The following is a 14592-nucleotide window of genomic DNA, read 5'->3' on the forward strand; positions in this document are numbered from 1 at the left end:
GAAAACTGGTGAACTCCCACCATCGCCCCGTTGTTGCGCTGCACGTTCGGGAATTTGCAGACCGTGACGGTGGCAGGGAGTCCGGGATCCATATTAGCGGTGCATCAGCTTGCTGCTTTGATCCAAGTCAAACCACGTCCGACTAGGTTGAACTCTTTGCAACTTCACAATACAACTTTGCATAATCCGCGGCCATTTTTTCCGACGTAAACAAGGCACTATAGCGCTCGCTGGCGCGCTGCCCCATCGCGTGCGCGAGCGCCGGATCTTCCCACAGCGTGCGCAGTGCGTTGCCGAACGCCGCCGGATCGCTCGGCGGCACCACCAGGCCCGTCTCGCCGTCGATATTGATGTAACTGGTGCCGGTGCCGATCTCGCTGGAAATCATCGGCTTGCCGTACATCGCCCCTTCCAGCAAGGAAATGCCGAATGCCTCGGAGCGCAGGTGCGAAGGGAATGCCAGCGCATAGCACAGTGTCAGCAGCGCGACCTTGTCGCCCTCGTCGACGGCGCCGAGGAAGCGCACGTGTTTCAGGCCGAGGCGCCGCGCATGTTCCTTCAGCTCGTTTTCGATCGGCCCGGCACCGACGATGACCACCGGGTATTCGGTGCGCGCCAGCGCGTCGAGCAGGATATGCAGGCCCTTGTAGTAGCGCAGCACGCCGACGAACAGGAAGAAGCGTTCGCCCAGTTCGGCGCGCCAGTGCGCCAGCCGCTCGGGCGCCGGCTGCGGATAGGTGTTGCGGTCCAGCCCGAATGGAATCGCCCGCACCTTGTCGCCATAGCGGCGCAGCACGTCGGACGAGGCAAAGTAGTTCGGCGAAGTGGCGACGATGCCGTCGACGTCGGCAAGGAAGCGGTGCATCAGCGGCGAATACAGCTTCAGCAGGGTTTTCTGCCGCACGATATCCGAGTGGTAGGTGACCACCGACGGTTTCTTCACCCGCGCCAGGAAATGCGCCAGGTCGCCGAACGGCCACGGGAAGTGGTAATGCACCACGTCCGCCGTGCGCGCCAGGCGCGCCAGCGCGCGGATCGCGGCAAACGACATCGCGTTCGAGGCGATCTCGATATCCTGCGGCACGCGGTGTACCGCATGGCCGTCGATCTCCATGCGCGCCGGACCGCCGCTGCGCGTCAGCGTCAGCACGTCGTTGCTGATGCCGAGGCGTGCGGTGCCCACGCAGATCTGGCGGATCGCCTGCTCCACGCCGCCCCACGAGTCGGGGTAGTAGGTCTTGTAGAAATGGAGAACGCGCATCGTCAGCCCTTCAGCACCGCTTCATACAGGGCGGCAGTCTTGCGCGCCGTTTCCCGCCACGTCAACTGCACCGCGCGCGCCTTGCCGGCGGCAATGCAGCGCCGCCGCAGGGCTTCGTCGCGCGCCAGTTCGTGCATCGCCGCGCCGATCGCGGCGACCGACAGCGGGTCGACATCGAGCGCCGCACCGGCCGTCACTTCCGGCACCGACGTGGTGTTCGACGCCACCACCGGCACGCCGGATGCAAAGGCTTCCACCACCGGGATGCCGAAGCCCTCGTACAGCGTGGGGAATACGAAGACGCCGGCGCCCGCATACACGTAGCGCAGTTCTTCGGTGCTGGTCAGGCGGCTGAGCCACACGACGTTCTCGCCATGCTGCTGCGCGGCCTTGATCTGGTTGACGAGTTCCCCGCTGCGCGCGCCGGCCGCGCCCACGATCACCAGCTGGCGCCGGGCGCGCACGCTGGCCGGCAGGCCGAGATAGGCCTGCAGCAGCGCGCCGATGTTCTTGCGCGGCTGCAGCGTGCCGACGGTCAGGAAGTAGCCGGGCCGCAGGCCGTGCCGTGCCAGCGTGGCGGCGACCGTGGCCGGATCGGGCGCATCGAGCCATTCCTCGTCGACGCCGCACGGCACCACGCTGATGCGGCGCTCGTCGACGCCGAAGCACTGCACCAGTTCGGCGATCGTGTATCGGGTGTGGGCGATCACGTGATCGGCCTTGCGCGCCGCCCTGGCCTGCAGCCAGTTCTTCACGCCGCGCCATTTCGGGTTGCACCATTCCGGATGGGCGATCGGCAGCGCGTCGTGCAGGGTGGCGATGATCGGCCGGTCCATGCGCACGATGCGGTAGTCGGTGGCGTGGTACAGGTCCACGTCGAGGTGTTCGCGGGCGCCGGGCAACGAGCCGGGCAGCATCAGATCGCGCAGGGTCGCCAGCGGAAAGGAGCTCGGCATCGGGCGGCCGACCGAGAGCCGCGCCGCCGGGCCGAACGAGCGGGCGTCGACGGTTACGCCGGCACGCGGCAGCTCGCGCAGCAGCGCGCGGCTGTAGATGCCGATCCCGTCGAGGTGGCCGCCGGTGAGGGCGGGTTCGGTCGTCGTGGCGGAAATGCCGACTTTCAGTGTCACGCCTCGTACATCCAGCGCAAGGTCTGCTCCAGCGGCGGCGCATCGATCGTGCCGACGGCGGCCTGCAGGCGCGTGTTGTCGCCGGTCAGGCGCACCACTTCATTGGCGCGCACGAAGGCCGGGTTGACATGCACGTCGATCCGGTAGCCGGCGATCGCGCCCATCATGTCGAGTGCTTCGCCCAGCGAATACGCCTTGCCGGAGCAGATGTTGAAGGTCTTGCCGATGGCGGCCGGGCCGGCGGCGAGCAGGTGGCGGTAGCTGGCGGCAACCACGCGCACGTCGGAAAAATCGCGCCACACGTGCAGGTTGCCCAGTTCGATACGCGCTTCGCGCCGCTTGAAGTGGGCCACGATCTTCGGCAGCAGGAAGTTCTCGGCCTGGCCCACGCCGGTGTAATTGAACGGCCGCACGAAGATCAGGGGCAGCCGGTCCATCCACAGGCGGGCCATGTATTCCATCGCCAGCTTGCTGACGGCGTAATCGTTGGCGGGAGCGGCAGGTGACTCCTCGCCGATCACGCCGGCGTCGGCATTGCCGTAGATGTTGGCGGACGATGCCAGCAGCACGGCCGACGGCTTCTTCGGCGCCGTGGCCAGCGCTTCGAGCAGGTTGCGCGTGCCCATGACATTCACGCGGTAGATCTGTTCGACGTCGCTGTGCGCGACAAAGGCGATCGCGGCCAGGTGCACCACCATGTCAGGCTGCAGCGAATGCACGGCGGCCGCCAGCGCGGCGCGGTCGAGCAGGTCGACGGCGATCGTTTCCGGCCCGTGTTCGCCGCCCGGGCTGGCCAGGCCGAACACTTCGTAGCCGGCGGCGCGCAGTTCCTGCGCCACGTAGCGCCCCGTGAAGCCGGCGATGCCGGTCACCAGCGCGCGCTTGCCGGTGCCTTCGCGGGTGGCCGACAACAACGGTAACGACAACTGCGCCGCCGCGGTCATGTCAGAACGAGAAGCCGGCGGTGTTGCGGCGCAGGTCGGCCTCGACCATCATCTGGCACAGCTCTTCCAGCGTGGTCTTCGGTTCCCAGCCCAGTTCCGTTTTCGCCTTGGTGGCATCGCCGATCAGCAGGTCCACTTCGGCCGGGCGATAGAATTTCGGGCTGACGCGCACCAGCACCTTGCCGGTCTGCGCATCGTGGCCGGTTTCGCTTTCCGCGCTGCCCTGCCATTCGATCGCGATGTCCACGGCCTTGAAAGCCATCGTCACGAAATCGCGCACGGTCTCGGTGCGGTTGGTGGCCAGCACATAGGTATCCGGCTGGTCGGCCTGCAGGATGCGCCACATGCCTTCCACGTATTCCTTGGCAAAGCCCCAGTCGCGCTTCGCATCCAGGTTGCCCAGCTCGAGCACCTCGAGCTTGCCCAGCTTGATCTTGGCGACCGAGTCGGTGATCTTGCGGGTGACGAATTCACGGCCGCGCAGCGGCGATTCGTGGTTGAACAGGATGCCGGACGAGCCGAAGATGCCATACGACTCGCGATAATTGACCGTCATCCAGTGTGCATACAGCTTGGCGACGCCATACGGACTGCGCGGATAGAACGGCGTGTCTTCCTTCTGCGGAATCGCCTGCACCTTGCCGAACATTTCGGAAGTCGACGCCTGGTAGAAGCGGATCTTCGGATCGACGATGCGGATCGCTTCGAGCAGGTTGACGGCGCCGATGCCGGTGATTTCGGCCGTGGTGACCGGCTGCTCGAACGACACGCCGACGAAGCTCTGCGCCGCCAGGTTGTAGATCTCGTGGAACTGGCCCTTCTGCAGCAGGCGGATCGACGACGACAGGTCGGTGAGATCGTGCTCGACCAGGTTCAGGTTCGGATGGCTCTGGATACCCAGTTCTTCGATACGCCAGAAATTGACGGAACTGGTGCGGCGGAACGTGCCGGTGACTTCATAACCTTTCTCGAGCAACAGCTGCGCGAGGTAAGCGCCATCCTGACCGGAAATGCCCGTGACCAGGGCGCGTTTCGTGTTTTGCATAGTGATCGGGTGTTCGAGAAGGTTGAAAGAAGCCCGATATTGTAACAGAGGCATGACAAACACCCGCCGGCCCCGCCCGCTGGAATTACATCAATTACATCTTGTTACAGGGAAATAATGGCGTAACAATGTTGCAATAACCATATCGTTGGCATTTTGCCGGGCCGCTGCTTTCCAGGCCTCGGCTCACCCCAGGCCGATGCCCCGCGCCATGACGGCTGCGGCGATCGGGATCAGCGTGAACACGTGGATCTCGGCCAGCTTGTGTCGGCGCAGCACGGTGAGTTCGCCGGCATCGGGGACGAACGCGGCATCGGCCTTGCGCGATTTCTGCCAGGCGAGGATGCGCACGGTGGGCTTGATGGACAGGACGCCGACCACGCCGAATGCGCCCACTTTCACCCAGAAAACGGGATTGTCGAGGTAAAAGTCCGCCCCCTTCGCGCCATGGAACACGCGGCCGAAGCCAACGACCAGGATCGCCAGTGCCAGCAAGCCGTAGACCGTATCGAAGCGCCCCAGCAATTTCACCGTCTGCGGCGACATCGACGCGGGCCGCAGCAACGCCAGTTCCGCCGCCAGCACGGCGGCGATGCCGAACACGATCAGGTGGTGGACGATGGCAAGGATGAGGTCGCTCATGGTGGCGACAATGTAGCGCCTGGCCCGGCGATCTGTCAAAACCTCGACTGTGGCAAAAATGCCTTGCCTAAAATCGGGGTCAGACCCCGGTGCTGGGAAATATTTCCAAAAATCGGGGTCTGACCCCGGTGCTGGGAAATGTTGGGGCGAAAAAAAGCCGCCTTGCGGCGGCTTTGGCGGGGGATCCGGGAGGATCAGGTATTGCGCTGCGCGACCACGTCGACCACGCACAGCGCCGTCATGTTGACGATGCGGCGCACGGTCGCCGACGGGGTCAGGATGTGCACCGGGGCGGCGCAACCCAGCAGGATCGGGCCGATCGCAATGCCGTTGCCGGCGGCCGTTTTCACCAGGTTGTAGGCGATATTGGCCGATTCGATGTTCGGCGCCACCAGCAGGTTCGCGTCGCGCTGCAGGGTGGAATCCGGCATCAGCTTCTTGCGCAGCTTCGAGTCGAGCGCGGTGTCGCCGTGCATTTCGCCGTCCACTTCCAGGTCCGGCGCGCGTTCCTTGATCAGCGCCAGCGCGGCACGCATCTTTTGCGCGGACTCGTTGTTGGACGAGCCGAAGTTCGAGTGCGACAGCAGCGCGGCCGATGGCTGCAGGCCGAAGCGGCGCATCTCTTCGGCGGCCATGATCGTGATCTCGGCGAGCTGCTCGGCGGTCGGGTTTTCGTTGACGTGCGTATCGACCATCACCAGCTGCCGCTCCGGCAGCACCAGCACGTTCATCGCCGCATACACATTGGCGCCCGGGCGCTTGCCCAGTACCTGGTCGATGTAATGCAGGTGCAGCTGGGTCGTGCCGAAGGTGCCGCAGATCATGCCGTCGGCATCGCCCTTCTTGATCATCATCGCGCCGATCAGGCTATGGCGGCGGCGCATTTCCAGCTTGGCGTATTCCTCGGTCACGCCCTTGCGCTTGGCGAGGTCGTAGTAGGAGGTCCAGTAGTCGCGGTAGCGGTCGTCGTAGTCCGGGTTGATCACGTCGAAGTCCACGCCCTGCTTCAGGCGCAGGCCGAATTTCTGGATGCGCGATTCCAGCACGGCCGGGCGGCCCACCAGGATCGGGCGCGCCAGGCGCTCGTCGACCACGACCTGCACCGCACGCAGCACGCGCTCTTCCTCGCCTTCGGCGTAGACGATGCGCTTGGTTTCCGGATGCGTGATCTTGGCCTGCGCGAACAGCGGCTTCATGAACGTGCCGCTGCGGTAGACGAACTGCTGCAGGCTGTCGGCATACGCTTCCAGGTCCTTGATCGGACGCGTGGCGACACCGGAATCCTCGGCGGCCTTGGCCACCGCCGGCGCGATCTTGATCAGCAGGCGCGGATCGAACGGCATCGGGATCAGGTACTCGGGGCCGAACGACAGGTTGGTGAAGCCATACGTGGTGGCCACCACGTCGGACTGCTCGGCGTGCGCGAGGTCGGCGATCGCATGCACCACGGCGATTTCCATTTCGCGCGTGATCGTGCTGGCGCCGCAATCGAGCGCACCGCGGAAGATGTACGGGAAGCACAGCACGTTGTTGACCTGGTTCGGGTAATCCGAACGGCCGGTGCAGATGACGGCGTCTTCGCGCACGGCTTTCACGTCTTCCGGCAGGATTTCCGGATTCGGGTTGGCCAGTGCCAGGATGATCGGGCGCGCCGCCATCTGCTGCACCATGTGCTGCTTGAGCACGCCGCCGGCGGACAGGCCCAGGAAGATGTCCGCGCCGGCGATCACCTCGCCCAGCGTGCGGGCGGTGGTGTCGCGTGCGAAGCGTTCCTTGTCCGGGTCCATCAGTTCGGTGCGGCCCTGGTAGACCACGCCGGCCAGGTCGGTCACGAAGATGTTCTCGATCGGGAAGCCGAGGTCGACGATCAGGTCCAGGCAGGCCAGCGCGGCCGCGCCGGCGCCGGAGACGACCAGCTTGCATTCCTTGATGTTCTTGCCGACCAGGTTGATGCCGTTCAGGATCGCCGCGCCGACGATGATCGCGGTGCCATGCTGGTCGTCATGGAAGACGGGGATCTTCATTCGCTTGCGCAGTTCGCGCTCGATGTAGAAGCACTCGGGCGCCTTGATGTCTTCCAGGTTGACGCCGCCGAAGGTGGGTTCGAGCGCGGCGATCACGTCGATCAGCTTGTCCGGGTCCTGTTCGTTGATCTCGATATCGAACACGTCGATGCCGGCGAACTTCTTGAACAGCACGCCCTTGCCTTCCATCACCGGCTTGGATGCCAGCGCACCGATATTGCCCAGGCCCAGCACGGCGGTGCCGTTCGAGATCACGGCCACCAGGTTCCCGCGCGCCGTATATTTATACGCAGCCGCCGGGTCGACGACGATTTCCTCGCAGGGCGCGGCCACGCCCGGCGAATACGCCAGGGCCAGGTCGCGCTGGTTCGTCAGTTGCTTCGTCGGGGTCACGCTGATCTTGCCCGGCCGCGGATACTCGTGATACTCGAGCGCCGCCAGACGCAGTTGTTGCCGCAATTCTTCTTTCTTGTCAGATGACGAATCCATTGCCTGCTGCCTTCCTGTGCTGTCTGAAATCCTTTGATTCTAGCAGACCGCATTCCAGGCCAAAGTAGGTATTTTTACCAACAACTGGGCGGAGGCCGAATTTTCTATCGGAAAATGTTCTTTTATCCGGTTCCCCTATCAAAATGGCTCTGCAGGCCACTCCCGACGCGGTGCCAGGCCGGGAAAATCCATATCGACAGTATGTAAAGACATTATTTTTTGTATCGGCCGGCGCGGAATCGATCGGCGTCCCGATGGCAGCGGCTAGCAGGATGCACTTAACAGAGTTTTAATTATTTCTTTACATACATCAATTGCCCTTCTAGACTACGGGCAACTCAACATCTGGAAAGGCTGTCGGCATGCGTGCCACTTTCTGGCGTAGCTGCTCGCGTGTGGCGGGTGTGGTATTTCCCGTTGCCACGGTCGCCCTGTTTTTCACGCCGCAGAAATCCACATGGGAACTGGCCCTGTCGGCCACCGCCCTGACGGCCGGCGGCACCTGGCTCTATGCGCGTGGCCGCCCGCGCCGCATCCTGGCGCGCGCGCAACGCCGCCGCTGAGCCCGCACCTCGATGCCTTCGCCGAGGGGCATCCGTATGCCGTTACAATGACCGCATGCTTTCCGAATTCGACCTGATCAAAGAGTATTTCGTCCGCCCGGCCCGCCCGCCGTATTTGCATAACCGGGCCCAACTGGGCATCGGCGACGATTGCGCGCTGCTGGGCATCACGCCCGGCCGATCCTTCGCGATTTCGTCCGACATGCTGGTGGAAGGCCGCCATTTCTTTGCCGGCGAAGATCCGCGCCGCCTCGGCCATAAAAGCCTGGCCGTGAACCTGTCCGACCTGGCGGCGATGGGCGCGCGGCCGGTCGGCTTCACGCTGGCACTGGCCCTGCCCAGCGCCGACCGCGACTGGCTGGCCGGCTTCTCCGCCGGGCTGTTCGCGCTGGCCGATGCACACGACTGCGAACTGATCGGCGGCGATACCACGAAGGGCCCGCTCACCATCTGCATTACCGTGTTCGGCGAAGTGGTCCAGGGGCAGGCGCTGCGGCGCGATGCGGCCCAGCCGGGAGACGATATCTGGATCTCCGGCACGCTTGGCGATGCCCGCCTGGCCCTGGCCGGCATGCGCGGCGAAGTGGGACTGGCAGCCGATGCGCAACGGCTGGCCGAGCAGCGCCTGCACTTGCCGACACCGCGTGTGGCGCTGGGCCGGCTGCTGGCCGAACAGGGCCTGGCACGGGCCGCGATCGATATCTCCGACGGCCTGGTGGGCGACCTCGATCACATTCTCGAACGCTCGGGCGTCGGCGCCACGCTGGACATCGATACGCTGCCTGCCGGCCCGGTACTGGCAGCCTTCGACGCTGCGCTGCGCCGCGCCTATGCGGCCGCCGGCGGCGACGACTACGAGCTGTGCTTCACCGCCGCGCCGGAGCAGCGCGCGGCCATCCAGGCCGCCGCCGCCGCCTGCGATACCCCGGTCACCCGCGTCGGCCGCATCGACGCGGCCCCCGGCCTGCAATTGACGGATGGCCAGGGCGCACCGCTCGAATTGCGGCTGGCCGGCTTCGACCACTTCGGCAACGGGTAAGCGCCGTCAGCGGCCGGGCAATGCCGTGTGGTCCTCGCCCGGCTGGCCGGCCTGCTTGCCGCTGCCGTGCATCAGCCAGTAATGGTGGAAGGCCAGGCGGATGTTGTCGCGCAGCTGCACGTCGTCCCATGGCTTGGTGTAAAAGCGGTAGATCGCTCCGCGGTTGATCGAATCGAGCATCGCTTCGAGCCCCGTGTAACCCGAGAGGATGATGCGGATGGTGTCCGGGTACATGTCCTTCACCTTGCTGAGGAATTCCGTGCCGCTCATCACCGGCATGCGCTGGTCGCACACGATCACCTGTACCGGGTGCAGCGCCAGCAGGTCGAAACCCTCGGTGGGCGAGGAAGCCGTCAGGATGCGGTAGCCGTCGCGCCGGAACAGCCGGTGCAGCGACGACAGCACGTTGACGTCGTCATCGACGATCAGCAGCGTCTGCGGCGGCTCGGTCGCCAGGTTAGGGTCCGGCGGCAGCGACTTGCCGCCCTCCACCAGCTGGCTGAACGCCTCCACGTTCAGCCCGCGGCTGAAGAAGAAGCCCTGCACCTCGTCGCAGCGGTTGCGGCGCAGGAACTCGAGCTGCGGACGCGTCTCCACCCCTTCCGCCACCACGCGCAGCTTCAGGCTGTGCGCCATGCTGATGATGGCCAGCGCGATCGCCGCATCGTTCGGGTTGGTGACGATATTGCGCACGAAGGCGATGTCGATCTTCAGCTTGTCGATCGGGAAGCGCTGCAGGTAGGCCAGCGATGAATAGCCGGTGCCGAAATCGTCGATCGCGACCTTCACGCCGAGCAGGCGCAGCTTGGTCAGCACGTCGATCGTGCGCTCGGCGTTCGACATCAGCGCCGTTTCCGTCAACTCCAGCTCCAGCAGGTCCGGCGGCACGCCATGGCGCTGCAGGGCTTGCTTCACTTCCTGTTCCAGGTCGCCCTCGATGAACTGGCGCGAGGCGACATTGACCGCCACGTGCACCGGCCCCACCGGCGACGCCATCCAGGCAGCGATCTGCCGGCATGCCGCATCGATGATCCAGTTGCCGGTGCGGACGATCAGGCCGGTATCTTCCAGCACGCCGACGAATTCGGCCGGATACACGGTGCCGTGCCCGGGCCGGTTCCAGCGCAGCAGCGCTTCCGCGCCGGACACCCGCCCCGTCAGCAGGTTCACCTTCGGCTGGTAGTGCAGTTCGAGCTCGTCCTGGTCGAGCGCGCGGCGCAGCGCCATTTCCAGGTCGAGCCGCGCCAGCACCTGCACGTTCATGCCCGCCGTGAAGAAGCGGTAGGCATCGCTGCCGGCTTCCTTGGCCTGGCTCATTGCCGTGTTGGCATACTTCACCAGCGTTTCGGGGTCGGCCGCATCGTCCGGATACACGGCGATGCCGATCGAAGCCGTCATCGTGGCCTGGTGGCCGCCCAGCTGGAACGGCGAGCGCAAGGCCTCGCGCACTTCGTTCGCCACCAGCACGGCATCCTGCTGGTCGCGCTGCATCGTCAGGATCAGGCCGAACTCGTCGCCGCCCAGCCGGCCCACGGTATCGCGGATGCGCGCCGACTGCACCAGACGCCCGGCGAATTCGCGCAGCAGTTCGTCGCCCATCGCGGCGCCCAGCGAATCGTTGATGTTCTTGAAGCGGTCCAGGCCGATGAACAGCACCACGATGCGCCATTCCTTGTCGCGCGCCAGGTCGATCGCATCGCCCAGCGTACGGTAGAACAGCGTGCGGTTGGGCAGGCCCGTGAGGCTGTCGTAGTGGGCCGCATGCCGCAGCCGCTCCTCGGCCACGCGGCGCTCGGAAATATCGCGCGCCACGCAGATCAGCGTGCGCTGGATCTCGCGCGCCTGCGCCGGTTCCCTGGTGTGCCCCTGCACGCCTGCCAGTGCGATGTCCTGCGCTTTTTCGTGCACTTTCTCATGCGGATTGTGCTGCACCTGCCAGTAGAGCTCCACCGGCACCGTCGCATGGTCGTGCCGCAGCAGTTCGGCTTCGAGCAGCATCGGCGCGCGCGCTTCCGCGTCGGCACCGGGCGCCGCGTCGGCATGCAGCCGCAGCGACTCCAGGCTGCCCAGGCCGATGCGTGCCGGCTCCTGTGCCATCAGCTGCTGGCGCGAGAAACCCAGCATGCGGGCGGCACCGTCGTTGACGTCGACGAAGCGCATCGACTGCGGATCGATCAGGAAGATCGCATCGGCCGTGGCATCCATGGCGGTGCGGAAGCGCTGCAGGTCGGCGGTACGCTCGCGCACCGTGCGCTCCAGCACGATGTTGTGGAATTTGGCTTCGCGCTGCATCAGCCGCACTTCGATCAGGTTGCGGATCCGTGTCAGCACTTCGACCGGATCGAACGGCTTGCTGACGAAGTCGCGCGCACCGGCATCCAGCGCGGCCTGCTTCTTGTCCGGCTCGGCGGTTACCACCAGCACCGGCAGGTAGCCTTCCGGTTCCAGCGGACGCAGCGCCGCCATCACGGCAAAGCCATCCATGCCCGGCATCTGCAGGTCGAGGATGATGATGTCGTAGTTGTATTGTTCGTGCCATGCCGCCACCACGCGCGGGTCGGTCGTGGAACTGACGTGCGTGTACCCCGTCGATTGCAGCAGGTATTCCAGCAATTGCACGTTCACGGGCTGGTCGTCGACGATCAGGATGCTCGCGTTCTGGATATCGGCCCGGCTGATCATGACTCCTCCCTCTTCTCCGCCAGCAGCTGGGCCTGCCGCTCGCCGGTAGCACTGCCATTGCCGTTGTCGTCGCTGTTACTGTTGTTATTGACGTTATTGCCGGTGCCGCCGCTCCTGTCAACCGCGCCGGCCATATCGATCGTGCTGTTGATCGCTTCGGTGAACTCGTCGATATTGATCGGCTTGATCAGGTAACGGAAGAATCCTGCCGCAATTCCCCGTTCCACGTCGCGCGGCATCGCGTTGGCCGTCAGTGCGATGGCCGGGATGCCGGCGGTGCGCGGGTCGGAGCGCAACTGGCGCAGCACGTCGAACCCGCTCATGCCCGGCAGGTTGATGTCGAGCAGGATCACGTCCGGCAGGTGGGCACGCGCCAGTTCCAGGCCCAGCTGGCCATCGGGCGCCGACAACAGCCGCAGTTCGGGCCGGAAGCGGATGATTTCCTGTACCAGTTTCAGGTTGGCAGGATTGTCTTCCACGTACAGCAGCGTGACGCTGTCCTGCACCGGCGCCGCCATGCCGGGCGCCGGCGCGGCCGGGACGAGGGCCGCCGGCACCGGTACCGGTTCGGTGGTCTTCAGCTCGACCCAGAACATGCTGCCCACGCCGGGACTGCTGGTGACGCCGATCGTGCCGCCCATCAGTTCGACGAGGCGCTTGGTGACGACCAGGCCGATACCGCTGCCCTCTTCCGCGCCGGCTTCCTGGCCGAGCCGGTTGAACGGCTGGAACAGCATGCGCACCTGTTCCGGCCGCAGGCCCACGCCCGTATCCTGCACCGACACGCGCAACAGGCCCGGGCCGGAGGGCGCGCAGTCGAGCACCACGGCGCCGCCCGCGCGGTTGTACTTGATCGCATTCGAGAGCAGGTTCAGCAGTACCTGCTTGAGCCGCGTGCGGTCGGCCGTCACGTTCGCCGTGCAGCGTTCCGGGAACAGCAGCCGGATACCGCGTCCGGTGGCCAGCGGCGCCATCATCGCTTCGCATTCGCGCAGCATTTCCGGCAGTGCCACCGGCTCCATCGACAGCGCCACCGCGCCGGATTCGATCTTGGCCAGGTCGAGGATCTCGTTGATCAGCGTGAGCAGGTGCCGGCCCGACTTCAGGATGTGCTGGGCGAACTCCTTCTTTTGCGCCAGCGTCGACGGCAGCTTGTCGGAGGTGAGTATCTGCGCGAAGCCCAGGATCGCGTTCAGCGGCGTGCGCAGCTCGTGGCTCATCGACGACAGGAAGGCCGACTTGGCCTGGTTCGCGCTCTTCGCTTCTTCCATTGCCAGCGCCAGCTCGCGGTTGGCCATTTCCAGCTGCAGCGTGCGTTCGTGCACGCGCTGTTCCAGTTCCTGGTTCAGCCGCATGACTTCCTGCTGCGCCTCGCGCCGGCGCTCGGATTCGCGGGCGATTTCCCGGTTCGAGGTTTCCAGCTCGCGCTTGCGGCTCTCGATATCGGCCAGCATCTGGTTGAACGAGCCGGCCAGCTCGGCCACTTCATCCTGGCCCAGCCGCTCGGCGCGGCGCGACACGTCGCCGGTGGCGATCACGTCGCGCGCCACGTCCGCGATCGACAGGATCGGCCGCGTGATCACGTCGTTCAGCCGCCGGGTGACGAGCCAGGCGCAGAGCAGCGCCAGCACGCCGGCGACGATGCCGATCACGATGTAGTCGAGGAAGCGCGCCAGCACTTCGTAGTCGGCACGCAGGTAGACGGTGCCCAGTACCTCGCCATTGTCCGCGATGGGCTGGAACAGGTACAGCTTGCCTTCCTCGATGCGAAAGCCTTCCGGCCCCGGCGCGGCCGGCACGCCGTCCTGCTGGCCCGGCGCCGCGTAGCGCGCCACCAGCCGGCCGCGCGCGTCGTAGATGGCGCCGGCATCGACCTTCGGCCGCAACCGCAGCAACGCCAGGTTTTCGTGCGCCAGCCGGTCATCGTCGAACGACAGCGCCGGCGCGCTCATATGGCCGATCAGCTCGGCCTGGGTGGTCATGTCGTCGGTGATCGTCTGTTCATAGACGTGCAGGTCGTAGGCGACGATGGTGCCGATCGATACCAGCACGGCCGGCAGCATCACCAGCGCGATCACGCCGAGCAGCTTGGTGCGCAGCGAGCGCAGCCTGATCATGATGCCGCTCCCGGGTGCGCATGGTGTTGCACATGAGCCTGCCCATGAGTTTGCACATGAGTTTGCACATGAGCCTGCACATGAGCCTGCCCACGATCCTGCACCCGATAGGCCGCCGCCAGCAGTCGCGCGCTGATGCGCAGCTGTGCCGCGGCGGCGGCCTTCAGCGAGACTTCGAAGCGCACGCGCTGGTCGGCCACCAGGAAATTGATGATGCTGCCCATGCCGTGGACATGATCGCTGTCCGACACCGTCAGGATCGGCCGTTCGCGGCAGCCGTCGAGCATGCCTTGCGCCGAGGTCCGGTCGCGCGCGCCGACGAAAGCGATGTGCGGCGCGCGCTCGCCGCCCATCGCGCCGTCCTTCTTTAATTTCACGACCTGCAGCGCGCGGCCCTGGAGGGTGCGGCCGGCCACCGTGCGCTCCAGCGGCGCGGCCAGCTCGTCCGCGCCATGCAGGCCGATCACGAACGGGCTGTCGGCACCTGCGAACGCCTGCGCCGGCCATTCGACGAAGCCGCCGAACCGGTACAGGAACGCCGCCTTGACCTGGCGCTCCAGCTCGCCTTCCGCACGTGCCGCGGGCATCGCCGCGGCCAGCGCGCCGGCCAGCCATTGCCTCCGGGTGAACTTTCCAGATTCCACGTTACCGCGCCC

Annotated in this window: 11 protein-coding genes; 2 read left to right on the top strand and 9 right to left on the bottom strand. The window is 65.6% G+C overall.

Translation table 11 applies throughout. The features are described from left to right. Positions 1–142: 142 nt before the first annotated feature. The 6 genes from ACY34H_RS07260 to ACY34H_RS07285 all read right to left on the bottom strand — a co-directional run bounded on the left by ACY34H_RS07260 (position 143) and on the right by ACY34H_RS07285 (position 7535). The gene (locus tag ACY34H_RS07260; RefSeq protein ID WP_464976817.1) at positions 143–1261 is read right to left on the bottom strand and encodes a glycosyltransferase family 4 protein; all 1119 of its coding nucleotides are present in this window, start codon (positions 1259–1261) and stop codon (positions 143–145) included. Positions 1262–1263: 2 nt separating this feature from the next. Then, the gene (locus ACY34H_RS07265; RefSeq protein ID WP_464976818.1) at positions 1264–2391 is read right to left on the bottom strand and encodes a glycosyltransferase family 4 protein; all 1128 of its coding nucleotides are present in this window, start codon (positions 2389–2391) and stop codon (positions 1264–1266) included. Further along, positions 2388–3302 (bottom strand): NAD-dependent epimerase/dehydratase family protein, encoded by a 915-nt coding sequence (locus ACY34H_RS07270; RefSeq protein WP_464976973.1) that lies wholly within the window; start codon positions 3300–3302, stop codon positions 2388–2390. Before ACY34H_RS07270 ends, ACY34H_RS07265 begins: the two co-directional genes overlap by 4 nt. 34 nt (positions 3303–3336) lie before the next feature. Beyond that, positions 3337–4380, bottom strand: a complete 1044-nt coding sequence (gene gmd, locus ACY34H_RS07275) for a GDP-mannose 4,6-dehydratase (protein WP_464976819.1) — start codon at positions 4378–4380, stop codon at positions 3337–3339. A gap of 186 nt (positions 4381–4566) precedes the next feature. Next, positions 4567–5022, bottom strand: a complete 456-nt coding sequence (locus ACY34H_RS07280; protein ID WP_464976820.1) for a DUF2214 family protein — start codon at positions 5020–5022, stop codon at positions 4567–4569. Between the two features lie 194 nt (positions 5023–5216). Further along, a complete protein-coding gene (locus ACY34H_RS07285) occupies positions 5217–7535 on the bottom strand; it encodes an NADP-dependent malic enzyme (RefSeq protein WP_464976821.1) in 2319 nt (772 codons plus the stop codon). A gap of 362 nt (positions 7536–7897) precedes the next feature. On the opposite strand from ACY34H_RS07285, the gene ACY34H_RS07290 reads away from it, so the two are divergent. Then, positions 7898–8098, top strand: coding sequence for a hypothetical protein (locus tag ACY34H_RS07290; RefSeq protein ID WP_464976822.1), 201 nt, complete (start codon positions 7898–7900; stop codon positions 8096–8098). 55 nt (positions 8099–8153) lie between these two features. Beyond that, on the top strand, positions 8154–9137 hold the full coding sequence (gene thiL, locus ACY34H_RS07295; protein WP_464976823.1) for a thiamine-phosphate kinase: 984 nt from the start codon (positions 8154–8156) through the stop codon (positions 9135–9137). Positions 9138–9143: 6 nt separating this feature from the next. Here the strand turns inward: thiL and ACY34H_RS07300 are convergent, their stop codons facing one another. The 3 genes from ACY34H_RS07300 to ACY34H_RS07310 are packed head-to-tail and all read right to left on the bottom strand — an operon-like array spanning position 9144 to position 14580. Continuing rightward, complete coding sequence (locus ACY34H_RS07300) at positions 9144–11819, bottom strand: EAL domain-containing protein (protein ID WP_464976824.1); 2676 nt, start codon at positions 11817–11819, stop codon at positions 9144–9146. Next, a complete protein-coding gene (locus ACY34H_RS07305) occupies positions 11816–13936 on the bottom strand; it encodes a sensor histidine kinase, YfiR-like protein-associated (protein WP_464976825.1) in 2121 nt (706 codons plus the stop codon). Before ACY34H_RS07305 ends, ACY34H_RS07300 begins: the two co-directional genes overlap by 4 nt. After that, complete coding sequence (locus tag ACY34H_RS07310) at positions 13933–14580, bottom strand: TOL_0243 family YfiR-like periplasmic protein (RefSeq protein ID WP_464976826.1); 648 nt, start codon at positions 14578–14580, stop codon at positions 13933–13935. Before ACY34H_RS07310 ends, ACY34H_RS07305 begins: the two co-directional genes overlap by 4 nt. Positions 14581–14592: the final 12 nt, after the last annotated feature.

Source organism: Pseudoduganella sp. jia 9, from assembly GCF_055502615.1.